Annotated in this window: 22 protein-coding genes and 1 riboswitch; of the genes, 4 read left to right on the top strand and 18 right to left on the bottom strand. The window is 45.8% G+C overall.

Going from position 1 to position 24,839, the window contains the following annotated elements:
• Positions 1 to 3 precede the first annotated feature (3 nt).
• On the bottom strand, positions 4 to 1,185 hold the full coding sequence (locus I6L24_RS04725) for an acyl-CoA dehydrogenase family protein (protein ID WP_086044226.1): 1,182 nt from the start codon (positions 1,183 to 1,185) through the stop codon (positions 4 to 6).
• Positions 1,186 to 1,313: 128 nt separating this feature from the next.
• The gene (gene acs / locus I6L24_RS04720; RefSeq protein ID WP_086044227.1) at positions 1,314 to 3,260 is read right to left on the bottom strand and encodes an acetate--CoA ligase; all 1,947 of its coding nucleotides are present in this window, start codon (positions 3,258 to 3,260) and stop codon (positions 1,314 to 1,316) included.
• A 269-nt stretch (positions 3,261 to 3,529) separates the two neighbouring features.
• Between acs and I6L24_RS04715 the strand changes: the two genes are divergently transcribed.
• Positions 3,530 to 4,108 carry a DUF805 domain-containing protein gene (locus I6L24_RS04715; protein WP_005108134.1) on the top strand — a complete coding sequence of 193 codons (579 nt, stop codon included), beginning with the start codon at positions 3,530 to 3,532 and terminating at the stop codon, positions 4,106 to 4,108.
• A gap of 106 nt (positions 4,109 to 4,214) precedes the next feature.
• Complete coding sequence (locus I6L24_RS04710) at positions 4,215 to 5,195, top strand: mechanosensitive ion channel family protein (RefSeq protein WP_004729187.1); 981 nt, start codon at positions 4,215 to 4,217, stop codon at positions 5,193 to 5,195.
• Here the strand turns inward: I6L24_RS04710 and I6L24_RS04705 are convergent.
• The 5 genes from I6L24_RS04705 to prfB all read right to left on the bottom strand — a co-directional run bounded on the left by I6L24_RS04705 (position 5,169) and on the right by prfB (position 10,117).
• Positions 5,169 to 5,882 (bottom strand): 16S rRNA (uracil(1498)-N(3))-methyltransferase, encoded by a 714-nt coding sequence (locus tag I6L24_RS04705; RefSeq protein WP_004647257.1) that lies wholly within the window; start codon positions 5,880 to 5,882, stop codon positions 5,169 to 5,171. The genes I6L24_RS04710 and I6L24_RS04705 overlap by 27 nt on opposite strands.
• A 228-nt stretch (positions 5,883 to 6,110) precedes the next feature.
• On the bottom strand, positions 6,111 to 7,391 hold the full coding sequence (locus I6L24_RS04700) for a 3-deoxy-D-manno-octulosonic acid transferase (protein ID WP_004647256.1): 1,281 nt from the start codon (positions 7,389 to 7,391) through the stop codon (positions 6,111 to 6,113).
• Between the two features lie 82 nt (positions 7,392 to 7,473).
• Positions 7,474 to 8,559, bottom strand: a complete 1,086-nt coding sequence (locus I6L24_RS04695) for an alkene reductase (protein WP_086044228.1) — start codon at positions 8,557 to 8,559, stop codon at positions 7,474 to 7,476.
• Positions 8,560 to 8,574: 15 nt separating this feature from the next.
• Positions 8,575 to 8,874: an ArsR/SmtB family transcription factor gene (locus tag I6L24_RS04690; protein WP_004281346.1), complete on the bottom strand. Its 300-nt coding sequence runs from the start codon at positions 8,872 to 8,874 to the stop codon at positions 8,575 to 8,577.
• A 147-nt stretch (positions 8,875 to 9,021) separates the two neighbouring features.
• Positions 9,022 to 10,117, bottom strand: a protein-coding gene (gene prfB / locus I6L24_RS04685) for a peptide chain release factor 2 (protein ID WP_101627160.1) whose coding sequence is annotated in 2 segments (ribosomal slippage) — positions 9,022 to 10,044 and positions 10,046 to 10,117 — 1,095 coding nt in all. Because the reading frame shifts where the segments join, the coding sequence is not laid out codon by codon here.
• 500 nt (positions 10,118 to 10,617) lie between these two features.
• On the opposite strand from prfB, the gene I6L24_RS04680 reads away from it, so the two are divergent.
• Both I6L24_RS04680 and I6L24_RS04675 read left to right on the top strand, forming a co-directional pair.
• Positions 10,618 to 11,397 (top strand): putative porin, encoded by a 780-nt coding sequence (locus I6L24_RS04680; RefSeq protein WP_004647252.1) that lies wholly within the window; start codon positions 10,618 to 10,620, stop codon positions 11,395 to 11,397.
• 175 nt (positions 11,398 to 11,572) lie between these two features.
• Positions 11,573 to 12,373, top strand: coding sequence for a putative porin (locus tag I6L24_RS04675; protein WP_086044229.1), 801 nt, complete (start codon positions 11,573 to 11,575; stop codon positions 12,371 to 12,373).
• A gap of 52 nt (positions 12,374 to 12,425) precedes the next feature.
• On the opposite strand, the gene recJ is transcribed toward I6L24_RS04675, so the two are convergent.
• From recJ to I6L24_RS04620, 11 genes are all read right to left on the bottom strand, one after another.
• Positions 12,426 to 14,126, bottom strand: a complete 1,701-nt coding sequence (gene recJ / locus I6L24_RS04670; protein ID WP_005267644.1) for a single-stranded-DNA-specific exonuclease RecJ — start codon at positions 14,124 to 14,126, stop codon at positions 12,426 to 12,428.
• 2 nt (positions 14,127 to 14,128) lie between these two features.
• On the bottom strand, positions 14,129 to 14,785 hold the full coding sequence (pdxH, locus tag I6L24_RS04665; protein WP_005267646.1) for a pyridoxamine 5'-phosphate oxidase: 657 nt from the start codon (positions 14,783 to 14,785) through the stop codon (positions 14,129 to 14,131).
• 14 nt (positions 14,786 to 14,799) lie between these two features.
• Positions 14,800 to 16,131 carry a phosphoglucosamine mutase gene (gene glmM / locus I6L24_RS04660; RefSeq protein WP_017397940.1) on the bottom strand — a complete coding sequence of 444 codons (1,332 nt, stop codon included), beginning with the start codon at positions 16,129 to 16,131 and terminating at the stop codon, positions 14,800 to 14,802.
• 123 nt (positions 16,132 to 16,254) lie between these two features.
• Positions 16,255 to 17,721, bottom strand: coding sequence for an IMP dehydrogenase (guaB, locus tag I6L24_RS04655; protein ID WP_004281332.1), 1,467 nt, complete (start codon positions 17,719 to 17,721; stop codon positions 16,255 to 16,257).
• A 224-nt stretch (positions 17,722 to 17,945) separates the two neighbouring features.
• The gene (locus I6L24_RS04650; protein ID WP_004281330.1) at positions 17,946 to 18,311 is read right to left on the bottom strand and encodes a YkgJ family cysteine cluster protein; all 366 of its coding nucleotides are present in this window, start codon (positions 18,309 to 18,311) and stop codon (positions 17,946 to 17,948) included.
• Positions 18,312 to 18,407: 96 nt separating this feature from the next.
• Positions 18,408 to 19,205, bottom strand: a complete 798-nt coding sequence (locus I6L24_RS04645) for an oxygen-binding di-iron domain-containing protein (RefSeq protein ID WP_086044230.1) — start codon at positions 19,203 to 19,205, stop codon at positions 18,408 to 18,410.
• Between the two features lie 183 nt (positions 19,206 to 19,388).
• The gene (locus I6L24_RS04640) at positions 19,389 to 19,964 is read right to left on the bottom strand and encodes a TMEM165/GDT1 family protein (RefSeq protein ID WP_086044231.1); all 576 of its coding nucleotides are present in this window, start codon (positions 19,962 to 19,964) and stop codon (positions 19,389 to 19,391) included.
• 72 nt (positions 19,965 to 20,036) lie between these two features.
• A riboswitch (yybP-ykoY riboswitch) is annotated at positions 20,037 to 20,178 on the bottom strand.
• A gap of 46 nt (positions 20,179 to 20,224) precedes the next feature.
• The gene (locus tag I6L24_RS04635; RefSeq protein WP_216985865.1) at positions 20,225 to 21,808 is read right to left on the bottom strand and encodes an IS66-like element ISAba25 family transposase; all 1,584 of its coding nucleotides are present in this window, start codon (positions 21,806 to 21,808) and stop codon (positions 20,225 to 20,227) included.
• A 74-nt stretch (positions 21,809 to 21,882) separates the two neighbouring features.
• Complete coding sequence (gene tnpB, locus I6L24_RS04630) at positions 21,883 to 22,218, bottom strand: IS66 family insertion sequence element accessory protein TnpB (protein ID WP_000618091.1); 336 nt, start codon at positions 22,216 to 22,218, stop codon at positions 21,883 to 21,885.
• Positions 22,215 to 22,598, bottom strand: a complete 384-nt coding sequence (tnpA, locus tag I6L24_RS04625) for an IS66-like element accessory protein TnpA (RefSeq protein WP_005094709.1) — start codon at positions 22,596 to 22,598, stop codon at positions 22,215 to 22,217. Before tnpA ends, tnpB begins: the two co-directional genes overlap by 4 nt.
• Before the next feature lie 234 nt (positions 22,599 to 22,832).
• Positions 22,833 to 24,839, bottom strand: coding sequence for a 2-oxo acid dehydrogenase subunit E2 (locus I6L24_RS04620; RefSeq protein WP_086044232.1), 2,007 nt, complete (start codon positions 24,837 to 24,839; stop codon positions 22,833 to 22,835).

The raw sequence follows: 24,839 nt of genomic DNA, 5'->3' as shown, positions 1-24,839 counted from the left end.
AGATCAGGAATAAAAACTCGGATCAGGCACTTTTCCAGTCAGCACCCATTCCCCCACTTCCTGATATTTATAATCGATCGGGTCATGCAAGGTCTGGGTGCGGACATTGCGCCAGAAACGGTCAAGATTGAGCTTGGCCGTGGTGGCCCGCGCACCCATCACCTGGAAAATATTCTGGGTAATATAGAGAGAGGTATTGGTTGCGGCAATTTTGGCTGTGGCAATGGCAACTGAGACTTCACCGCGCTGCTCAGCTGTTAAATCATTCCCAAGCTCCCAGGCTGCCTGTAAAGTCTGAACCGCTTTATCTGCCAGTAAGCGTACACTTTCCAGTTGTACATAAAACTCGGCAAAATGCTTCTGGATAAAAGGATCATTCACTGCATCGTCTGCCAGTGATTTGGACCAGGCTTTTTGGGTTTGTACGGTCTGCTTGGCGACGTCAAATGCCCCTTCTGCCACGCCCAAAAACAGATGCACAAAAATCAGCTGGGCAATCAAAGGCCGTAGACTGGAATATGGCGTACTCAGTGGACCGGGATTTAACAGCAATTCATCTTCATGAATTTTGACCTGCTCAAAATGGCTGGTACCACTGTCGGTCTGGCGTTGGCCCATATTGTTCCAGTCGCCCAGAAAGCTCACGCCCTCTCGCCAGGTAGGAATCACTCCTATCAGTAATTTTCCTGCTTCGTCATAACCTGAACACAGCAACATATCCGAATCAATCGAACCTGAGCAGAAGCTTTTATCACCATGGAAAATATATTCGTTTTCTGAAACTTTTGTAACTGTGGTGCGATGGTCCAGCGGATTTAGAGTATTACCCCAGAATAGATTATTTTGGGCAGTCTGTTCAAACCACGGGCCATATTGTTCCGATTGGGAAAATAATTGCACGGTCGCAATCAGCAAATGATGAAAGCCATAGACATGCGCCAATGAACTGTCGACTTGGGCTACAATTTGAATAGTTTTAAAAATGGTCTGCCAATCTGTCTCCTGACCGCCATACTGTTTTGGAATGGACAGGCCCAGCAAGCCACTCTGGCGAATCAGGTCACGTTCGGCTTTAGGATTCCCACCTTGCCGATCCCGCTCTGCTGCAGTCAAAGCAAAAATTTCAGCAAGTTTCTGGGCAATATCGACAGGAGACTGATTTAAATATGGGGATTGTGCATTCATTATTTTAACTCATGTTCAGCATGGAAACAGCTTAGCAGATCAGGGTACTGACCTGTATCCGAAAGCATGCAGAGCTTATGACTGATATAAAAATACCGGCAGAATGCCGGTATTGGAACCGCTTGAATTTAAACTTTATTACGCTGTACCTCTGCGATCAAATGATCCACCACCTGCGGTTCAGCCAGGGTTGAAGTATCTCCGAGACTATCCAGCTCATCGGCTGCAATTTTTCGCAGGATCCGCCGCATGATTTTGCCGGAGCGGGTTTTTGGCAAGGCCGGTGCCCAGTGCAAGGCGTCTGGTGTAGCCACTGGACCAAGAATCTTGCGTACCCAGCTGACCAGTTCTCCACGTAATTGATCTGAACTGGCAACATCAGCCTGCAAAGTCACAAAGGCACAAATGCCCTGACCTTTAATGTCATGCGGCATACCCACTACAGCGGCCTCAGCCACCGATTCATGCGCCACCAGTGCACTTTCAATTTCTGCAGTACCTAAACGGTGTCCGGATACATTCAGGACATCATCGACACGACCGGTAATCCAGTAATAACCATCTTTATCGCGACGCGCCCCATCTCCGGTAAAATAAGTACCGGGATAGGTAGAGAAATAAGCTTCAATAAAACGCTCCGGGTCTCCCCAAATGGTACGCATCTGACCCGGCCAGGAATCCTTAATCACCAGATTTCCCTCAGCTTCACCCTCCAGTTCCTTGCCATCGGCATCGACAATAGCCGGTTGTACCCCGAAGAAAGGCCGTGTCGCAGAACCTGGTTTTAAATCAGTCGCACCCGGCAATGGCGTAATCATAAAACCACCAGTTTCGGTTTGCCACCAGGTATCGATGACGGGACAGCGGCTTTCACCGACCACGGTGTAGTACCAGTTCCAGGCTTCCGGATTAATTGGCTCACCGACCGATCCTAAAATTCTCAGGCTGCTACGGTCACTTTCCCGTACAAAAGCATCGCCCTCACGCATCATGGCGCGGATCGCGGTCGGTGCAGTATAGAGAATGGTCACGTTATGCTTATCAACAATATGTCCAGTACGCGCCCAGCTTGGATATTGCGGCACACCTTCAAACATCACGGTGGTGGTACCATTCGAAAGTGGCCCATACAGTACATAGGAATGCCCGGTGATCCAGCCCACATCTGCGGTACACCAGAATACATCATCCTGCTTGATATCAAATGCTTCACGGAAGGTGCAATTCACATAGGTCAGATAACCGCCAGTGGTATGCATCACGCCCTTGGGCTTGCCGGTGGAACCTGAGGTATACAGGATAAACAGCGGATCTTCGGCATTCATCGGTTCGGGTGGACAGATGTCATTCACTGACATAATTTCCGTGTGATACCACAGATCACGTCCTTCCTGCATTTCAATTGGGTTACCGGTGCGGTGTACCACCATTACATTTTGAATCGAGTCTGTACCCGCCAGTTTCAGTGCTTCATCGACATTGGCTTTCAGTGGAATGGCCTTACCGCCGCGCATGCCGGAATCCGCAGTAATCACCATTTTCGCCTGACAGTCTTCAATCCGGCTGGCCAAAGAATCTGGCGAGAAACCACCAAATACCACGCAATGTACCGCCCCGATCCGGGCACAGGCCAACATAGCAATCGCAGCTTCAGAAACCATCGGCATATACAGCATGACCCGGTCGCCTTTCTGGATGCCATTTTTCTTCAGCACATTGGCAAAACGGCAGGTTTCATCATGCAGCTCAGCAAAGGAAATAATCTTGTGCCGCGAAGGATGATCCCCTTCCCAGATGATGGCCGGTTTATACGGATGTTCTTTCAGGTGCCGATCCAGACAGTTGGCACTGACATTGAGCTGACCATCGGCAAACCATTCGATTTTAAAATCGTCTTTGTTAAGGCTGGTATTTTTGACTTGGGTGAAGGGCTTGATCCAGTCCAGACGTTGCGCCTGTTCTGCCCAAAATTTATCTGGCTGTTCTATAGAATATTTATAACGTTCAAAGTACTGGTCTTCGAGCGTACGTGCTGTTTTTTTAAATTTATCGGGTACTGGATAGATCTCTTGCATAGGTCACTTCCTTGATTTTGTTCTATCTCATCACGAGAGGTTAATGCTGCGTTGTTGATTGTTTTTTATGCATAATGGCAGTATGGCCTGCTTATTTCAAATCCGGCAATCATGCTTTCGTCGTAGATTATTTATACAAATTCAATCAAAATAAACCACAACTTACAGTACAGAATCTTCTGCGCAAATGTGTATGATCTGTAGCACAGCCCTTAAAAATAAAATTGACCGCTTGTGGTTATTTCATCTGATTTAGCAGGATACGCTTTATGAAATCGCCTGAATCTCCCTACTTTAGCCCGCCTGCGCTGCCTGCATCGGATCATCCCCTGTCGATGAAAGGCCGCTTCGGACGCTTGAGCTTTATTGCCTGGTCGGCATTTCTGTATTTCATTTTTTTATTTGGCAGTATTGCACTGGGTCTCAGTATTGATATTGTGAATATTTCTACCCATTCTCTAGATCCCAACTGGCTGATTTCACTGCAAGGCTTGGCCAGTATCGGTGTACTGGTCATGGTTCTGGCCTATGTGTATTTCGCTTTAGTGGTGACCGTTCGCCGTTTGCATGATATGAACCGCAGTGGCTGGTGGGCGCTATTATTTTTACTGCCGGTAGTAAACATTTTTGTATGGCTTTATATCGTTTTTGGTTCGGGCGATCGCGGCAGTAATCAGTATGGTCCGGCACGGATCACCTTGCTCTGGGAAAAAATTCTGGCCTGGCTGATGATTATCCTGACCCTGCTTAGCCTGTTGGGATCTATCGCTTTATTCAGTTATATGAGCGGTGAAGAACAAACACCTACCCCCACGGAAATGATGCAAAAAACCACCAAATACTTTTAACAACAGCGCCGTTATTTTTAAAATTATCCAATGGTGACTTCGAGCCCTTATTAATTTTTTGCTGAACATCAGGCAAAATAGGCAAAATTTGAATTGTGGAATTTTTGTGGCAGAGCAAAACAATACCTTAAGCCAGGTAACTGAGGGCACCACGGAGTTGTTACATCAGGCAACTGAAAAAACGACCAAGACCGTGATTGAACATACCGCCAAGTATAATGATGCCTACAGCACCATTGACAAAATCATGGAGGGCTTCTGGGAGCGTGTGCCTTATTTCTGTATCGCACTGATCGTGATTACGATTTTCTGGTTACTCTCCAAAGTCTTCAAGTTTTTCGTACGTAAAACTTTGGAAAACCGTTCTTATACCCGCCAGAATCTGGTATTGGTCCTCAACCGTGTCGGCAGTACCTTTATTATTTTCTTTGGTATTCTGATTGGACTGGTGATTGCGGTTCCTGGCTTTACCCCGGGTCAGCTGATGAGTGCCCTCGGAATTGGTTCGGTCGCGATCGGTTTTGCCTTCAAGGATATTTTCCAGAACCTGCTCTCTGGTGTGCTGATTCTTCTCAGTGAACCGTTCAAGATTGGCGACGATATTATCGTGAATGGCATGGAAGGTACCGTTGAAGATATCCAGATTCGTGCGACCTTTTTACGCTCACCAGATGGCCGCCGTATCGTGATTCCAAATGCCACGGTCTACACCAGTGCGGTCACAGTCAATACCGCCTATACCCGTCGCCGCTGCGAATTCGTGGTGGGGATCGGCTATGAGGATGACATCCAGAAAGCCAAAGACCTGATTACCGCTATTTTAGATAAAGACCCCACCATCCTGAGCCAGCCTGGCTTTAGTGTCAATGTCACCGCGTTGGCTGACTTTTCCATTACCCTAAAAGCTTTCTGGTGGGTCGATACCACTGAAACAGGCACCGGAACTTCAATCAGTGCGGTGCAGGAACGGGTGATTCAGGCTTTTGCCGAGCATAATATTTCGATTCCGTATCCGGTACAGGAAGTCAAAGTCTATCGTGGTGAAGGCAATGATGATGCCTCAGCCCGCGCTAAACAGACGACCTAAAACATACGGAATCACGGTTTCTGTACGGATAATACGGTTGCCCAGACTCACTGCCTGACAGCCGTTTTTGATGAGTAAATCGACTTCATATGGAATAAATCCGCCTTCCGGACCAATAACAATCGTACAGGGATGCTCAATCGCAAATGGCATCGCCTGCTCTGCATAAGGATGTGCCACATAAGCCGGGCAATCTGTACTAATCAAACCCGGCAAGATATCTTCAACAAAGGGTTTAAAACGTTTATACAGCTCGATTTTTGGAGCAACCGTATCCCCTGCCTGTTCTAGCCCCAATTCGATATAATGATTTAACTGCTGTAAAAATGGAGTTTGCCAATAGCTTTTATCGACACGGTAGCTATGTAGTAAAATGATTTTTTCAACGCCCAAGGTGACACTGTCCATGATCAGACGGCGCAGCACTTTCGGACGTGGCAAAGCCACAATTAAAGTCACTGGCAATTTTTCTGGAACAGCTTCTTCTTGCAGTGGTTTCAAGCGCACTGCTTTTTCAGAGATTTCGACAATTTCCGTCAGGTAACGCTGACCTTCCCGAATTCCGACTTTTAACGTATCTCCCACCTGAATCTGTAGATGTTGCTGTAAATGTTCCAGTTGCCGAGTTGAGGTAATGGACCAAAGTTCAGTTTCGGTTTGACGTGGGTCAAGCAGGACGATATTCATAAGGAAGATAAAACCAAAACATTAACATGCAAAATATTCAAATTAGGTATTATCGCCAAATTTGAAATCGTGTGTGGCGACATGGATGTTGCCCGCGGTACTGAGGTACAGGAAGTACCTTCAGTACCGCAAAGGATTTTTGCTACTTTTAATCCCTTAAAAGTAGAAATCTTCTACGAATGACCAGTTGTCTCAGAAAGGTAGATTGAGAATATGACTAGCACACACTTAGAGATACTGATCAATCACCTGAATATGCTTGGCAAGCGATCCCGTATTTAACTGCATAATTTGCTGCGCTGCCGCATTCAAGATTTCCGCCTTAACCTGATCTTGCAAAAGTTCCAGTAATACCTCTGCAGCCTGCTGGGCATCCTGCACCACTGCGACTGCGTCTGCCTGAACGAACTCATCCACGATAGTCTGAAAATTAAAATAGTTTTTGCCTAAAACAGTCGGCACATTCAGCGCAATCGGCTCCAAAATATTATGTCCACCACCTGGTTCATTTAAAGAACCACCCACATAACATGCCTGACTCAAAGCATACCAAAGCCACATTTCACCCATCGAATCGGCCAAATAAACCTGGGTATCTGCTTTAATATGTTGCCCTAGACTTCGACGCTGGATTTTCAATCCCAAAGACTGTGCAGCTTGGAACACCTCATCAAAACGTTCCGGATGGCGCGGTACCACAATACAGACCAAATATGGATCAGCTTCTAAAGCAGCTTTTAAAACACTCAGAATTTCTTTTTCTTCAGGAGCATGAGTACTAGCTAACGTGACGATCTTTCGCCCCCCTAACTGCCACTCCTGTTTCAATTGATCTGCCTGATGAATAAAGCGCTCGGGCGCAGTAATATCAAATTTGATATTGCCCAAAACTTGGGTTTTTTCAGCTGCGATTCCCAACTGGATATAACGTTGCTGGGTGGCTGTATCCTGTGCCAAAAGACCAGTTAAATTCTTGAGCATGCCACGGGTCAAACCTTTGACCTTGGCATAGCCTTTGGCGGATTTTTCGGACAGACGCGCATTCAATAATACACTTGGCACATTAAACTGGGGTGCCTGATCCAGCAGATTAGGCCAAAGCTCAGTTTCCATCAGCAATAAAAGTTTCGGCTGATACTTTTGATAAAATTCACGAATTAAAGTTTTCTGGTCAGCAGGCAAATACACGGCTTGAAACAAATCGAGATAAGGCGCTTTTAAAAAAAGTGATTTAGCGCGTGCCTGACCGGTTTTGGTGGTATTGGTGACCAGCACCGGATGGCCAAGTTTTAAATAATGTTCAATTAACGGTTGGGCAGCATTGGTTTCACCCACCGACACCACATGAAACCAGATGGCATGCAGGTTTTTGGGTGGCTGAAACGGGCCGAAACGTTCTGTCAGTTCTTGTTGTAATTGTTCAGGATCGGTCGCACGTTTACGGATACGCGATTGATATAAGGGTTTAACCAGCGCCAAGGCTGCGTTATACCAAAATGGAGTGGCCACATTGCGCCCCTGTCCAAAGATTCAATGAGCAGAATATAGCAGAGCCACATCAACATGTTAATCAATGTGGCTCATTTTTAGATTATTCTACTGTAGTTAAAGCTTCTGCTTCAGCCAATGTCGGATAATCAATATAGCCTTCCGCGACATTGGTTCCGATCATGTTTTCTAGTTTGAGTTCATTTAAAGGTGCATCTACCAATAAACGCTCATACAAGTCTGGATTGGCAATATACGCCCTACCAAAAGCCACCGCATCAGCCTTGCCTGATGCCAACAGCTCAATCGCATCTTCACGACTTAGTTGCATATTCGCAATATAAGGCACTCCACCTGAACGCTCTTTCATATATTCAGAAATACTGTCTTCAGCCAGATATTCACGGGTAAAGAAGAAGGCAATCTTGCGCTTACCCAGCTGCTCCATGGCATAGCCAAATGTTTCACGTGGATCATTGTCGCCCATGTCATGGTCATCACAACGCGGCGCTAAATGCACCCCTACACGATCTGCGCCCCATACTTCAATCAGTGCATCAGTTGCTTCTAGCAGGAAACGTGTACGATTTTCCACTGAACCGCCGTATTCATCTTCACGCTGATTGGTTTTGCTTTGCAAGAACTGGTCAATCAGATAACCATTGGCAGCATGTAATTCAACACCATCAAAACCGGCTTCTTTAGCACGAATCGCGGCTTGCTTATATTGCTCGGTAATCGCGTGAATTTCAGAAACTTCCAAAGGACGTGGCGTAACGTATGGACGTTTTGGACGTAACAAGCTGACATGACCCGCCTGTTGTACTGCACTTGCAGAAACTGGTGTTTCACCATTTAACAGATCCGGATGCGATACACGACCAACATGCCAAAGCTGGGCAACAATCAGACCGCCCTTCTCATGAACCGCTTGAGTAACCTTTTTCCAGCCTTCGACCTGAGTATCGGTAAACAATCCTGGAGTATTTAAATAGCCATTGGCTTCTTCAGAAATCACTGTGGCTTCAGAAATAATCAGGCCAGCACTTGCACGTTGCGCATAGTACTCAACCATCATTGGGGTTGGAACGCGATCAGCAGTTGCGCGGTTACGGGTCAGCGGCGCCATGATGACACGGTTTTTAAGCTCTAACGCACCGAGCGTTAAAGGAGAATTTAATTCAGCCATCGTTACTCCCACCTGTTAAAGGTGTTGTTGTAGGTGTTCGATAAATTGTTGAATCAAAGTTTCATTGCGGGAGAAATATGACCACTGTCCATGCTTGGTCGCAGTGATCAGGCCAGTCTGCTGTAATACAGACAAATGATTGGACATGGTGGACTGGGAAACCTGGCCCAAACGTTCAATTTGACCTGCACAGACCCCACGTTGAAAGCCACCACACTCTTCCGCAGACAGATATTGCTCCGGAGATTTTAACCACTCCAGAATTTGTCGACGGGTCGGATTGGCTAAGGCTTTAAAAATTAGATCAAGGTCCATAGGCACATCACAATCAGTGGCGCAACGAAACTTTATTCAGCATCTGCGACCATTATATCGTATTTTTACGATTTATATATCGAATAATTTAGATATAAGAGTCACAATCTGTACAAGCTTGGTTACGCCAGCTATTTAAACAACTTCTTACAAGCCCTGTTTCAAGCTTGCTTCGATAAATTTGTCCAGATCACCGTCCAGAACTGCGCCAGTATTGGAATTTTCCACACCTGTACGCAAATCCTTAATACGTGAATCATCCAGGACATAAGAACGGATCTGGCTACCCCAGCCGATATCAGACTTGGAATCTTCCAGTGCTTGTGCCGCTTCGTTACGTTTGCTCATCTCGAGCTCATAAAGTTTGGCACGTAACTGCTTCCAGGCGTGGTCACGGTTGGCATGTTGTGAACGCTGGTTCTGACAGGCCACCACAATTCCGGTCGGTGCATGGGTTAAACGCACGGCAGAATCTGTTTTGTTAATATGCTGACCACCCGCCCCTGATGCACGATAAGTATCGGTACGAACATCGGACGGATTGATTTCAATTTCGATATTGTCATCAACTTCCGGTGAGACAAACACGGCAGAAAATGAGGTATGACGACGGTTGCCCGAGTCAAATGGTGATTTACGCACTAAACGATGTACACCAGATTCGGTACGTAACCAGCCATAGGCGTACTCACCTTCCACACGAATCGTCGCAGATTTAATCCCGGCAACATCCCCATCAGATTCTTCCATCACTTCTGCTTTAAAGCCATGACGTTCAATCCAGCGTAGATACATACGTAGCAACATAGACGCCCAGTCCTGTGCTTCTGTACCGCCTGAACCAGCTTGAATTTCCAGATAGCAAGGATTTGGATCCATCGGATTATTGAACATACGGCGGAATTCAAGCTTGGCCAGTTCTTCTTCAGCCGTGCTCAGTTCAGCCTGTACATCTTCTAGCAAGCTTTCATCATCCGCTTCAACCGCCAGATCAAGCAAAGCCTGTGCATCTTCAAGCTGGGTACTTAAGCGATCCAGCACATTTAATACATTTTCAAGCTCGCCTTTCTCTTTGGCCATCGCTTGGGCACGACTCTGGTCATTCCAGATGGTTGGATCTTCTAATTCACGCAGGACTTCTTCTAAACGCTCTTTTTTCAGATCGTAGTCAAAGATACCCCCGTAGTGTTTGACCACGTTCGTTTAAGTCTTTTAATTGGTTTAGATACGGATTAATTTCCACGTGAATTACTCTCAATCAAAATTAGGCACAAAATTCTTAGCCCGATATTATAGCACAGTCTATTTCCGCTATTTTAACGATCCATTCAGTCTAAGGCTCGAATGTCTTGAGCATTTAGACCTGTATTTCCCTCATCCAATTTTCAACATCTCATAGACTCTTTTGCGTCTTTTTATCCGAAATTTTTATCGGCTTTTTAGCCCCGTTTTATGACCGAAATATAATTTTGCAATTGATTTTATAATTTAGGATTTCTTATTGGTCTGTATAAAAAATCAGCGAATTCAATAGATTCCACAATATCTACACACTTTTAATAAAACACTACATTATAAATTTAATTTTATTATTCAGTCACTTGTTCAGCAAAAATTACACAAGATTACGCTATTCACATTACTGTAACTTTCCTTTGATTGACGATCTTTGGAATTGCTCTAGACTGAAAGTTGTAACAAAAAGTGTAATGTTTTTAACTCACGATTTGAGGGGTAGTAACCATGAAAAAATTAGCGATTGCTTCGGCACTACTTTCAGCAATAGCAATGACTGGTACAGCAGCACATGCTTACCAAGCAGAAATTGGTGCATCAGCAGGAGTGGTTGATCCTGACAACGGTGGAACTAGCGGTTCTTTCGGCGTTGATGGTACATATTACTTCAATCCAGTTCAAACACGTAATGCACCATTAGCAGAAGCAGCATTCCTTGATCGTGCTAGCAACGTGAGTGCGCAATATCAATATAATGAAATTGGTGATTCTGAAGCGCATCGTTATGGCGTAGGTGCAGAGTACTTCGTACCGAATTCTGACTTCTACTTAAGCGGTAACGTCAATGGTCATGATCTGCAAGACAATGATGATCTAGAAAATGATTTAACCACCTATGCAGCTGAAGTTGGTTATCTGCCAGCACCAGGTCTATTGATTGCGGCTGGTGTGAAAGGTTGGGATAACGACAATGATGATGGCGTAGATCCAACACTTCGTGCTAAATATGTGACGACATTAAGCAATGGTAAAGATATCAACCTGGAAGCAGGTGCAGCGTTTGGTGATCTAGATGAATACAATCTGGCAGCAGATTATTTCATCGACAAAACCTTGAGTGTCGGTGCTGATTATCACAATAATGATATTACCGACAAGAGCGAATTTGGTATCAATGCACGTAAGTTCATTAACCAGCAAGTGAGCTTAGAAGGCCGTGTCGGCTTTGGCGAACAGTTTAACAATGACTACAATACCTTTGGTGTAGCAGCGAAGTACCGCTTCTAATCTAAAACCAAAAGTTAGTCATGCATAGAAACCCATCCTCGGATGGGTTTTTTTATTGCACTCTTAACAAGCATTTAGGTATTTTTTGCACATTGACGGGGCGAATATAAACTGTACAATTTGTTACAACTGTTCATCAAACAGTCATATTTTTATAACAAAGAGAGAAATCTAAATGCTTAAGAAACTTGCTCTTGCTACAGCGCTTCTTGCTGGCCTGGGAACTGCACATGCTTACCAAGCTGAACTTAATGTCGGGTATGAAAATACAGATATTGATAATGTTGGGGATCTAGATACATTTTTCATCAATGGAAAATATTACTTAAACACTGTTCAAGTTAAGAACTCTCCATTTGCAGAAGCGGCTTTCCTAAATAAAGCAAGCAATATTGGCTTAGGTTATGCAAATGCAAGCGGTGATGGCGATGAGGATATTGATGTATTTGGTGTAAGTGGCGAGTTTTATATTCCAAATACTCAATTTTATGTAAGCGGCACTATTAACCAGGTTGACTTTGCTGGTGAAGACAATACTGGCTATGCTTTTGAAGTTGGTTACTTACCAGTTAATGGCCTACTATTAGCAGCTGGTGCAGCTAATGAAAGCGTTGATCCAGTTCAGGTAGCAAATTATGGTTTTGTCCCTAACCTCCTAAATGCTGTTACTGTAGGTGATGATACTGCACTATCTTTACGTGCAAAATATGTGACTCATATTGGTAATCATTTTGCCAATTTTGAAGGTTTAACTTATTTCGGTGATGAAACAACTTATCGTTTAGGCGCTGATCTTTATATCGATCCAACTTTAAGTGTGGGTGTATCAATCGCGGATTCTACAGAAGATGATTCAGATACAGTATTTGGTTTACGCGCACAAAAATTCTTTACACCTGCAATTGCAGCTGGCGTGAACTATACAACTACTGACGGTGCTGACTCTTTCGGTATTAACGGTACTTTCCGCTTCTAATCTCTCCGATTAAAAGCAAAAAAAACCGCTCACTCGAGCGGTTTTTTATGGCCTATTGTTCTAAATGGATAATCCGCATTTGCAAGCTGATATTGCCATTAAATACATTTTTATCCAGCTCATAGACCAATCGTGTATCTTTCATCGGGTCAAAGTCATATTTATCCGCTGCATTGAAAGCGATCGCATCCACGACCTGCCCATTCTCCAACGCCACACGTAACTTAAGATGCACATCTTTAAGCCAGCGATAGTGCATGATTTTAAACACACCATCAAAAATCGGTTGGGGGAATTTTTGCCCCCATGGACTTAAATTCTGTAATAAATCGACTGTTTCAATGTGAAAAGCAGAAGCTGGCAGCTCTCCATCCGTCCATAAAGTCGCAGTGAATAAATCCTCATCCATCGCACCAATCAGTACTTCAAAGACCTGCTTAAACTCGGCGAAATTTTCTTTTTTCAGGGTTAAACCGGCTGCTGCTGCATGGCCACCAAAATGACTGACTAAATGAGGATATTGCTCTGCCACCTGTTCAATCGCATCACGAATATGAATACCTTCAATCGAACGCGCCGAACCTTTGATATGAATCCCATCCTGATCCGCGGCAAAAACAATACTCGGACGATGGAACTGCTCTTTTAAACGCCCTGCTACAATCCCGATCACTCCCTGATGCCAATGCTGTTCAAACATGATCAACGCAGCAGGTAGTTCAGTGGCATCCCACTGGATTTTATCCAGCTCAAGCAAGGCTTCCTGCTTGATTTTACCTTCCACCTGACGGCGTTCGACATTGAGCTGATTCAGCTGTTCAGCCAGTGGATAAGCAGTTGTCAGATCAGGAGCCAGCAAACATTCGATCCCGATATCCATGGTTTCCATGCGTCCAGCCGCGTTAATCCGTGGGCCTAAAACAAAGCCCAAATCTTGAGCTTTCAGACCAGCAGGATCACGCTTTGCAATATCAAGTAGCGCACTGATTCCTGCTCGGCATAACCCTTGCTGGATCCGTTTCAACCCTGCATCGACCAGAATCCGGTTGTTATAGTCCAGACTCGCGACATCGGCATAAGTACCGAGCGCTACCAGATCAAGATAATTGGTAATTACCGTACAGGATTTCCCCAGTTTCTTGCGATGGGTCGACAGATTGGCCAGCACATAAAATGCCACCCCCACCCCGGCCAAGGCCTTGCTCGGGAAATCGCAACCGAGCTGATTCGGATTAACCACCGCTTCGGCTTTTGGTGTCGGCTTGGTCGTTAGATGATGATCGGTAATGATCACCTGCATGCCATGATCCTGCGCCTGTTTTACTCCGTCATGGCTGGAAATGCCATTGTCCACGGTAATCAGTAAATCAGGCGTGAAATTGACAAAGGCCAGATCTGCAATTGCGGGCGTCAATCCATACCCATATTTAAAACGGTCTGGTACCAGATATTCAACATTGGCGCCCATATCACGCAGTGCCAGCACCATGAGTGCAGTACTGGTCGCGCCATCGGCATCATAATCGCCGACAATCACGATTTTCTGGCCATGATCAATCGCCTGATCCATCAATTGAATGGCTTCAGGCAAGCCTTTCATGGTCGGTGCCAGCAAATGCTTCAGCTTGAGCTCAAGTTCCTGCTCGGATTCCACCCCACGACGAGCCAGAATCTCGGCCACAAATGCAGGGACGCCCGGTAAATTTTCAGGGCGTGTCAGCAATGGACGTTGTTTGATTTCCAGTTTTTGCATGGTTATGGCATTAAGCGCTCTAAAGTCCAGCCGGCATCGGTTTTGCGATAACTTAAACGGTCATGCAAACGGTTCGGACGACCCTGCCAGAATTCATAATAATCGGGTTCGAGACGATAACCGCCCCAGAATACCGGCTTGTCCAGCTGTTGCTGATTGGCAACCTGGGTATGCAAATCCCAAAAACGTTGCTGCAATTCCTCACGACTAGCCACGATGCCACTTTGCGGGGTACTGATATGCGCGGCAATCTGGCTTTCGCGTGGACGTTTATGATAATAGTCGGTCGATTCTTCTTCCGATATTTTCTTTACACGACCTGAAATACGAATCTGGCGCTCCTGATCCTGCCAGTACAACAACAGTTCGGCATAAGGATTTTCAGCCAGATCCAGACCTTTTTGACTATCATAGTTGGTATAAAAGTCATAACCCGCTTCAGTCGCTCCACGTAGCAATACCGTACGCACATGTGGACGACCTTGTGCATTGGCTGTTGCCAAAGACATGGCATAGGGTTCATGCAATTTTGCTTCCAGTGCATGGTTAAACCATTGCAGGAACTGCATATGTGGATTCGGATTGACTTGCTGTTCCTGTAACTCGCCTTTTTCATAATTCAGGCGTAGTTCACTCAGATCCTTGATCAGATCACTCATCATCTATGTTCCTGTTAAGCGGCATTGGCACGCACAGCATCTGCCAGGCTGTTTGCAAGTGTGGTGACTTCAGCCAGATCATCGCCTTCGACCATCACACGAATGACAGGTTCTGTGCCAGATTTACGAATCAATAAACGGCCACGACCTTTAAGCTGCTGTTCGGCTTTTTCAAATTCAGCTGCCAGTTCAGGCACTGAATAAGGGTCAAACATGGCATTTAAACGTACATTGACCAGGACATTTGGCAACAGTTTAAAGTCAGCCACAAGTTCATGCAGGGCTTTTTTCTGTTCAACCATCACGGTTAAAACCTGCAGGGCTGCAATAATGGCATCGCCTGTGGTGCTCTTGTCTAAAGTCAGAATATGACCAGAAGGCTCACCGCCAATTACCCAGCCATTTTCTTCCAGACCTTGTAATACATAACGGTCGCCGACTTTGGCACGTAATAACGGCACTTGAGCTTTTTCCAGCGCCAGTTCCAGCGCCATATTGCTCATTAAGGTACCGACGATACCTGCCGGTTTTTTCGAGCTTTGAGTCGCAAGAATATAAAGAATATGGTCGCCATCAATCAGATTACCGGCTTTATCTACGAGAACCACACGGTCAGCATCCCCATCAAAGGCAATACCCAAATCCGCTTGATGTTGAATCACGGCTTGTTGCAAGCTTTCCGGATGCGTTGAACCACAGCCCTCATTAATATTTAAACCGCTCGGCTCATTGTGAATCGCAATTACACGTGCGCCCAGTTCACGGAACACTGCAGGTCCCACGTTATAGGCTGCACCATTGGCACAATCCACCACAATGGTGAGTTCATTCAGATCCAGATGATACGGGAACGTCGATTTACAGAATTCAATATAGCGACCGTTGGCATCTTTAACCCGGATACTTTTACCCAGATTCGCCGTATCTTCAATCACAAAATCTTTTTCAAGTTCCTGATTAATTTCGTCTTGTAAAGCATCTGGCAATTTTTTACCTTCCGCAGAGAAGAACTTAATGCCGTTATCAAAATACGGGTTATGCGAAGCGGAAATGACAATACCCAAGCTGGCATGTAAGGCACGGGTCAAGTGAGCAATCGCCGGTGTCGGTAGTGGACCTAAAAGGTGAACATAAACGCCAGCGGCATTTAAACCTGCCTGTAAGGCAGCTTCCAGGATATAACCAGACAAACGGGTATCTTTACCCAGAACCACCAATGGTTTGGATTTTTTACTATGACGTTTTAAAACTTTACCAGCCGCAAATCCCAGTTTCAGGGCAAACTCAGGGGTAATCGGCAATTCGCCAAACTTTCCACGAATACCATCCGTACCAAAATAACTCATCTTTATCTCACTTCTTAGCGGATGATTGATATCACCCATTTTTTTCCTTGAGTCACACTTTACACCAAAATAAAAAAGCCGTCATTTGCATGACGGCTTTTTAAAATTTTAAATCACAGGAAATTAACCTACGCGATAGTTTGGTGCTTCTTTGGTAATGGTCACATCATGTACATGCGACTCAGACATACCGGCAGAAGTGATTTTCACAAACTTGGCATTCTGACGCAGGTCTTCAATCGTCGCAGAACCGGTATAACCCATTGAAGAACGTAGGCCGCCCATCATCTGATGTACGATATTACCCATTGGGCCTTTGTACGGTACACGACCTTCAATACCTTCAGGAACCAGCTTCTCGGCACCGGCCTTGGAGTCCTGGAAGTAACGGTCAGCAGAACCTGTCGCACCCGCCATCGCGCCCAATGAACCCATACCGCGATAAGCCTTGTAGTAACGGCCCTGGAAGAATTCAACTTCGCCTGGTGCTTCTTCAGTACCGGCCATCAATGAACCAACCATAATCGTGCTTGCGCCCGCACCAATCGCTTTGGCCATATCGCCAGAGAAACGAATACCGCCATCTGCGATCAAAGGAATCTGATCTTTCAGCGCATTGGCAACAGAATCAATCGCAGAGATCTGTGGCATACCAATACCCGCCACAATACGCGTGGTACAGATTGAACCAGGACCAATACCAACTTTAACGGCATCCGCACCTGCATCAAGTAACGCCAGCGCAGCATCACCTGTCGCGATGTTACCGCCAATCACCTGAACTTGTGGATAATTGGCCTTAACCCAACGTACACGCTCGATCACACCTGCAGAATGGCCATGTGCAGTATCGACTACAATCACGTCCACACCTGCATCAACCAAGGCTTCTACGCGGCTTGGCGTTTCTGCACCAGTACCGACAGCAGCACCAACACGCAGACGACCCAGGTCATCTTTACAGCTATTTGGATACAATTCAGCTTTACGGAAATCGGTTACCGTAATTAAGCCTTTCAGCTCTTGCTGATCGTTGACCACCAATACTTTTTCAATACGGTGCTGTTGCAATAAAGCTTGGATATTTTCTTTCGATTCGCCTTCACGAACTGTCACCAGACGATCCTGACCAGTCATGATATTGCTGACTGGCTGCTCAAGATTGGTTTCAAAGCGTGTATCACGACCTGTCACGATACCCACCACTTTGCCGTCTTTCACAACAGGCACACCACTGATATTATTGGCTTGAGTCAGCGCAATCAATTCACGTACTGTGGTCTCAGGAGTCACTGTAATCGGGTCTTTAACCATACCCGCTTCGAATTTTTTCACACGGCGCACTTCTGCAGCCTGAACAGCGATATCCATGTTCTTGTGCAAAATACCGATACCACCATTTTGCGCCATTGCAATTGCCATACGGGACTCAGTCACCGTATCCATTGCTGCGGATACAAGAGGAATATTCAGGTTAATGCCACGAGTTAAACGTGTCTTTAGGGAGACATCTTTTGGAAGAACAGTAGAATAGGCAGGGAGTAATAGGACATCATCGAAGGTTAACGCGTCTTGAACGATGGTCAACATAACAGTCTCACTGGTAATTTCCGTGCACTATTATAAACAAATATCGGCTTAAATTTCATTGCAATTGCAAAATTATTTTTTTATTCAAGCTTTGTACACGCAGATCTATGTGGGTGCTAAAACAGTATCAATAATACCTCTGATAATGAAGTTCCCTATTTTAAATATACCCCGATCATTTTAATGGAGTGAAAAGCAGAGCCTAAGCTCTGCTTTGGATGGATTTAGCTGACATATTCAAAACTGTCATCATTGTCAGCTTCATCAGTTTCAATCTGGACAAAGGGCAACATATTGTGTGCAACACGTGCCTTGTTGCATTGATCATCGGCAATCTGCACTTCTTTGCAGGATGAACTGCGCTGCTCATACATGCCGCAGCTGACCTGCTGGCCGATGGTGCCATCAAGTGCGATACAGCGTGGATCTTTTTGATTGGTTCCAGCCATACATGAATAGACTGCTGTCACAGGTTCGGTATAGTGCTCAGGCATATGAATACCTTCAGCCCAATAGAACGAAACCCTGAAATAGGCGCAGCACGCCCCGCAGCTTAAACACGCATCCGGTTTTGGAACTTGAGACAACATTTCTTATAAGTTCTCGTCATCAAAAAAAGTTTTTTGGAGAAGAAATATAAAAAATGTTGTTTTTCCACACAAGAAAAAAATTATTTTTTGTGTGAACTATTCAGGACAGGTAAAAACCGTTTCATCCATCAGGTCAGTGCCGCATTCCAGCGTTTCAATCCAGTCCAGAAACTGGGTAATCTGCTCTTTGCCGATAAATGGTGTGCCATGCTGCGGCACAATCATCTCGATTTCCATGCTGCGTACCATTTTCACCCAGAGACGAATCACCTTGTTATTGCACATATAGCGTTGATGGAAGCTTTTCATTTTTGGGATATGCGCGGCAAAGTTTTCCAGTGGCTTGGCGGCATCTTCAACCATGGACGCACCCATATCACCTGAAAATAAAATTTTGGCAATCGGATCATAAAACTGGAAATTCCCTACCGAATGCAGAAAATGCGCCGGTACCGCCACAATATGAGATTGGCCCAGTGGAATGATTTGACCATGATCCGGAAGCTCCACCAGACGGTCCAGCCAGTTGCCTTTCATCCGTTCGCTCATAAAGGCCGAGTTTAAGTGCGGCAAGAAACGCGCCCACAGCTTGGATGCCGCCACTTTGGCATCGGTATATACCAGCCAGCGCGGCATGGAAGTGATAATGTCCGGGTCTTGATGTGAAGCCATGACATAGTCCAGATGGGTCAAGCGGGTGTATTTATTCAGTTCCATGGTCAGCGGCACATAGGTTAAATCACCACCCGGATCGAGTACCGCTGCGCGCTCATGATCAATAATCAAAAACTGGTTTGCCTGAACGCCTTCACCTTTGACCAGACTGGTAAAACTAATGCATTTATGTGTCCCATTATCAAACAGGACTTGCGATGTGGTGCGCTCAAAAACCATGTAAATTCCCCAATTTATAGTTAAAACTGCTGTTTTATACCCATACAACATATAAGGATTTAATAGAATTTACAATCCATAAAACCGACCATATCACGAGATTTATCAAGCTTTTCAGAGGATTTAAGCATAAAAAATCCTGAGTTTTTAGCTCAGGATTCATGCAATTTGTTATTTTATAATTTAAAAGAAATAATATTGAACCAGGGTCGCGACACCTATGACCAGGAAAATGGCCGCGCCAATTTTATGGATCAGGCTGATCGGGAGTCTATTCGCCAGCTTATCTCCCAAAAATACTGCAGGTGCATTGGCCAGCATCATGCCCAAAGTGGTCCCAAGCATCACCCAGAATACGCTATCGAAACGTGCTGCTAATGCGACCGTAGCAATCTGAGTTTTGTCACCAATTTCTGCCAGAAAGAACAGAATAAAGGTCGCACCAAATACCCCGAATTTTTGCCATTTATTGATACTGGCATTTTCATCCCCGAGTTCATCCGGAATCAGCATCCAGACAGCCATTGCGATAAAGCCAATCGAGACGATCCACAGTAGCACCTCCGGCCCGATCACCGTGGTCACCCATTGTCCCAATACTGCAGAAAGGCCGTGGTTAATCAGCGTCGCCAATAAAATGGCAACTAAAATAGGAACAGGTTTGCGAAAACGTGCGGCAAGCAGCAATGCCAGCAGTTGGGTCTTATCACCCATTTCAGCCAGTGCTACGATTGCAGTCGACAGTAGGAATTCATACATGAGGTTTTTCTCTGGCTAGCATCCAATACCAATGACTCACCGCTCCTGCTAGCCAAAATCTGCAGAGTGGTAAATCAAAGGTCTTGCCAACAAAAGAAAGCTTGGAAAAGCTGACTTGGTTCTTTGCTATGATGACCATGCCCGGTTGAGCAAATATGTTGACCATCACCCTTCTGCTTTGCGCAAAAGGCGGCTACTCCCCAATGAAGTGCGCCAAGTATAGAATCAAAGTAAGCGTCCGCTGAATCCCATACCAATTTTTAATTCGATTTAGGTTTCCAGCAGTGTGGCAGTAACTCTTCAATCTGGGTCACTTTATGTGTCGGCAGCCTTTTCAGCACATCACTTAAATAGGCATACGGATCCAAGCCATTCAGCTTTGCTGACTGGATTAAAGTCATGATATTGGCAGCTCGTTGGCCGCTGCGCAGCGAGCCAGCAAACAGCCAGTTCTTACGTCCCAACGCCCAGGGGCGCATCTGATTCTCAACCCAATTATTATCTATAGGTAAATTGCCATCATCCAGATAGCGGCTTAAGGCTGGCCAACGCTTCAGAGTGTAATTGATCGCCTTGGCGGTTGGAGAACTCGATGGTACCGTCAGTTGATGTTGGTTGAGCCATTCATATAGTTGTTGCATCACTGGTTGACTATGCTGTTGTCGGTATTCGCGGCGGTCTTCCGCTGTACCATCGGTCTTTTTCCTGAGTTCTGCTTCTATCGCATACAGTTTCTGAATCAGCACTAAGGCCTGTTCAGCGACCTGACTTTTCCCGGTCACATGCAGTTCATGGAATTTACGACGTGCATGGGCCATGCAGCCCACCTCAATGACCTGGCCTGATTTAAAGCGTGCTTTATAACCACTGTAATCATCACAGACTAGATTGCCCTGCCAGCCTTTCAAGAACTCTTCAGCATGCTGGCCTGAACGACTATCCTGAAAGTCATAGATCACCGCCTGAACTGGATTATACTGTGTGGTGGCATAGGCCCAGACATAACCTTTCTTCGGTTTTTTATTATTCTCACCCATCCGCATGATGGTGACCGGTGTTTCATCTGCATGCAGCACCCGCTGTTGCAGCACCACCTCTTTTAAGGCATTGGCCAGAGGTTCCAGTTCTACACCGCAGCGACCTATCCAGTCAGATAAAGTGGATCTGGACAGATCAATGCCAGCCCGCTGATAGATCAGGCGCTGACGGTACAGCGGCAAATGATCGGCATACTTCGATACCAGCACATGGCTGAGCAATTCAGGTGAAGCAATGCCTTTATCAATCACATAGGCGGGCATCGCTTGCTGAGTTAGAGTGTCACACTGATCACAGACCCATTTACCACGCACATGCTGTTCCTTATAGAACTGTGCCGGTCTGAAATGCAGTTTTTCACTGACATCTTCGCCGATACGACGGAGTTGGCAGCCACAAGCACATTGGGTTGATGCAGGTTCATGCTCAATACGGATGGTGTGTAGATGATCTGGCAGTGGTCGACGTTTAGGTTTATTGGTTTTGGCTTTCTGTGTCGCTGCATTGGTTTTATCTGCATTTAGCCGTTCCAGTTCTAGATCAACCGCGGCAATATCTTCTTCAACCGCTTCATCCCACAGATGGATTTGTTTTGCCGTTAAGTGTTCATTCTTTTGGGCGAATTTGTGCTTTTTAAACAGCGCCAGTTCATGCTCGTATTTTTGATTGAGAATAGAAAGATGTTGAACTTTGGCATCCAATTGTTGGTTTGATTGTGCTAGAGACTGATGCTGCAGCGCCAACTGCCTGGTGAATTCCAGCAGTTGTTCATGGGTCAGTTGGCTTAAGTCAGGCAGCGTATTCATGACCGCAGTATGCCTGAGGTCATGAGAAGAATGAAATAGAACGTTTGGAGAATAGCAGAATGGTCGAGCCTGGTTTAAAGCATCGTCACCACCTGCTGTCGTCCAATGCGCTGCCAGGGCAAACCTTGGATCAGTGCCTGTAACTGTTCCGGGCTGAGGGCCACGGTTTCACCTTGGTGAACTTGAGCCCAGTGAAATTTGCCCTGTTCCAGCCGCCGGGCACACAGCCAGATCCCCAGTCCATCATGCACCAGTACTTTCATGCGATGGCCACGTTTATTACAGAACAGGTAAGCACAATGCGGTTTGATGTAGCCAAAGGCTCTCACCACCTGAGCCATGGTCGTATCCATTCCTGCTCGCATGTCCATGGGCTGGGTAGACAACCAGATTTCATCGATACGGATCATGTTGCCAGTGCCTTGAGTAATTCTGCTAAAGCAGATATTTTTGATACTTGCCATTTCAAGCCAATTTCTGCTTTTGAGTGGGGTAAAGTAATTTGAACCGTTAACATGTCAGTAGGAGTAGGATCTAATGGTGCAGAGCAGGATAAGGCAATAAATGCAGGTTTATTCGGTAGTGGTGAGCGATCATTCCCTGGCTTAGCATCAATTAAGCGAATCCATTTGGATACGAGATTTGTATTCAATCCATGTTGCAAAGCGACCGAAGCAATTGAAACGTCCGGTGCTTTACAAGCCTGAACGATCTGCTGTTTAAATTCAGCACTGTATGTTCTTCGTTTTTTCGCAAGAGATGCGATGGATGTCTGGTGATTTGTAGTCATAAATTTTAGTCCCCACTTGTTTTTAAGTGGGGACTAAATTAAGGCTTATAGGACGAATTCATAAGGTGTGTTCAGCGGACGCTTACGAATCAAATAGATTATTTTTCAATGCAGCAAGAAAAAACCCTGCCGAAGCAGGGTTTTTATTTATACCTTCTTTGTATTTCTTCCTGAGCTTCAATTGAAATATTTTTCAATGAAGCGCAAGAGAAAAGAAAGTGAATCGAATTTAATTTAGATTAACAGCGTACGAATATCTTTAAGCAGCTTGGTTAACTTATTGGTAAAGCGTGCTGCATCTGCACCATTGATCACACGGTGATCGTAAGACAGAGACAACGGCAGCATCAAGCGTGGATCAAAGCCTTCACCATTCCATACTGGTTGCATGGTGGCAGGAGAAATACCCAGAATCGCCACTTGCGGCCAGTTCACCAATGGCGTAAATGCTGTACCACCAATTGAGCCCAGGCTGGTGATGGTAAAGTTCGCACCTTGCAGGTCTTTCGGCGACAATTTCTTGTCACGCGCTTTTTGACCCAGGGTTCCCAGCTCAGTGGCAATCTGTTTAATGGACTTCTGATCGGGATGACGCAGTACAGGCACGGTCAAACCATCTGGCGTTGCGACCGCGATACCCATATGGATCTCGTTACGTAGCAAGACTGACTTACCATCATCGGCCAAGTGACCAGCAAATTCACGCTCTTCTTTTAACAAGTGCGCAACTGCTTTGATGATGAATGCCATAATGGTCAGGCTCAGGCCTTCTTTCTTGAAGTTGCCTTTCAGTTCATTACGCCATGCTTCGAGTTCAGTAATATCTGCTGCATCAAACTGGGTCACTTGCGGAATGAAATTATTCAGCGACAACTGTGGAATAGACACTTGTTGCAAACGCGTCAAGGCTTTCTCTTCCACACCACCAAAAGCGCTAAAGTCTGGCAGTTTTGGTAGACCTGCGACTTGAGCAGCAGCGGCTACAGGAGCCGCCTGTGGCGTAGTAAGACGCGTTTTAACATAGGCTTTCAGGTCTTCTTTCATGACGCGCGCATGTGGGCCAGATGCTTTGACATCTGCCAACACGACGCCCAGTTCACGTGCCAGTTTACGCACAGCAGGACCGGCATAGACTTTCGAGTTAGCCACACTCTGCTCTTTGGTCAGCTTATCGGCATTATCCGACGTCGCGACTGTTTGAGTAGAAGATGCAGCAGGGGCTGGTGCTGCTTTTGCAACAGCTGCTTTCGGCGCTTCTGCTTTGGCTGCAACAGGTGCAGCAGCTGCTTGCGCTTCAGCTTCGATCGTCACCAGTGCAATGCCTTGAGAGACATTTTGACCCAGTTCCACATGAATGGCTTTAATCACGCCAGCTGTAGTGCTTGGCACTTCAACAGTCGCTTTATCTGATTCCACCACGATGATGCTCTGATCTTTTTCAACCGTATCTCCGACCTGAACCAGAATTTCAGCCACAGCCGCCTTGTCTACACCCAGGTCAGGCACCATCACTTCAACATTACCTGCAGGTGCTGCTGACGTTTGTGGTGCTTCAACTGCTTTCTCTTGGGCCGCCGCTTGAGCAACTGGTGCTTGAGGTGGTTCTGGCTGTGCTGACGCTGCCGAAACAGCCGTTTTCACTTTCAGAATGACCACACCTTCTTTAATGGTATCGCCTTCTTTAATCTCTATGGATTCCACCGTGCCGGAAACCGTACTTGGCACTTCAACAGTCGCCTTGTCTGATTCCACCACTACGATACTTTGATCTACCTCGATTTCATCACCGACAGCGACCAGGATTTCACCGACAGTGGCTTTTTCTACGCCAATATCGGGGATTTGAACATCAACCACTTGTGAGCTTGCTTGAGCCTCAGGAGCAGCAGAAGCTTTAGGCTGATGCGAAGCCAGTTCCTGCATGATTTCCTGATCCGGCAATGAAGTCGGAGTATTTTCTGAAGTTTTTTGTGAGGCATCTGCTTGCTGTGGCTCGACCACATCAGCGCTACCGTCTTCAGCTTGTAGCTCAATCAGTACCGCGCCTTCAGCGACTTCATCACCCTGGCTCACCAGAATGCTTTTTATCACGCCTGCTGAAGTGCTAGGTACTTCAACAGAGGCTTTATCAGATTCAAGTAACACAATGCTGTCATCGATCGCGATCGTATCACCGACTTTGACCAGAATTTCGGCCACTGTTGCCTTATCTACACCAATATCAGGAGTCGTAATTTGCAT

This window comes from Acinetobacter lwoffii (assembly GCF_019048525.1).
Taxonomy (GTDB): Bacteria; Pseudomonadota; Gammaproteobacteria; order Pseudomonadales; family Moraxellaceae; genus Acinetobacter; species Acinetobacter lwoffii_K.
The sequence above is the reverse complement of the archived record's forward strand: the minus strand, read 5'-3'. Positions and strand labels throughout refer to the sequence as shown.

Coding starts and splice junctions, on each gene's coding strand:
- I6L24_RS04725 (WP_086044226.1), bottom strand. CDS start 1,185: ATGAATGCACAATCCCCATATTTAAATCAGTCTCCTGTCGATATTGCC.
- acs (WP_086044227.1), bottom strand. CDS start 3,260: ATGCAAGAGATCTATCCAGTACCCGATAAATTTAAAAAAACAGCACGT.
- I6L24_RS04715 (WP_005108134.1), top strand. CDS start 3,530: ATGAAATCGCCTGAATCTCCCTACTTTAGCCCGCCTGCGCTGCCTGCA.
- I6L24_RS04705 (WP_004647257.1), bottom strand. CDS start 5,882: ATGAATATCGTCCTGCTTGACCCACGTCAAACCGAAACTGAACTTTGG.
- I6L24_RS04695 (WP_086044228.1), bottom strand. CDS start 8,559: ATGGCTGAATTAAATTCTCCTTTAACGCTCGGTGCGTTAGAGCTTAAA.
- I6L24_RS04690 (WP_004281346.1), bottom strand. CDS start 8,874: ATGGACCTTGATCTAATTTTTAAAGCCTTAGCCAATCCGACCCGTCGA.
- I6L24_RS04680 (WP_004647252.1), top strand. CDS start 10,618: ATGAAAAAATTAGCGATTGCTTCGGCACTACTTTCAGCAATAGCAATG.
- I6L24_RS04675 (WP_086044229.1), top strand. CDS start 11,573: ATGCTTAAGAAACTTGCTCTTGCTACAGCGCTTCTTGCTGGCCTGGGA.
- recJ (WP_005267644.1), bottom strand. CDS start 14,126: ATGCAAAAACTGGAAATCAAACAACGTCCATTGCTGACACGCCCTGAA.
- pdxH (WP_005267646.1), bottom strand. CDS start 14,785: ATGAGTGATCTGATCAAGGATCTGAGTGAACTACGCCTGAATTATGAA.
- glmM (WP_017397940.1), bottom strand. CDS start 16,131: ATGAGTTATTTTGGTACGGATGGTATTCGTGGAAAGTTTGGCGAATTG.
- guaB (WP_004281332.1), bottom strand. CDS start 17,721: ATGTTGACCATCGTTCAAGACGCGTTAACCTTCGATGATGTCCTATTA.
- I6L24_RS04650 (WP_004281330.1), bottom strand. CDS start 18,311: ATGTTGTCTCAAGTTCCAAAACCGGATGCGTGTTTAAGCTGCGGGGCG.
- I6L24_RS04645 (WP_086044230.1), bottom strand. CDS start 19,205: ATGGTTTTTGAGCGCACCACATCGCAAGTCCTGTTTGATAATGGGACA.
- I6L24_RS04640 (WP_086044231.1), bottom strand. CDS start 19,964: ATGTATGAATTCCTACTGTCGACTGCAATCGTAGCACTGGCTGAAATG.
- I6L24_RS04635 (WP_216985865.1), bottom strand. CDS start 21,808: ATGAATACGCTGCCTGACTTAAGCCAACTGACCCATGAACAACTGCTG.
- tnpB (WP_000618091.1), bottom strand. CDS start 22,218: ATGATCCGTATCGATGAAATCTGGTTGTCTACCCAGCCCATGGACATG.
- tnpA (WP_005094709.1), bottom strand. CDS start 22,598: ATGACTACAAATCACCAGACATCCATCGCATCTCTTGCGAAAAAACGA.
- I6L24_RS04620 (WP_086044232.1), bottom strand. CDS start 24,839: ATGCAAATTACGACTCCTGATATTGGTGTAGATAAGGCAACAGTGGCC.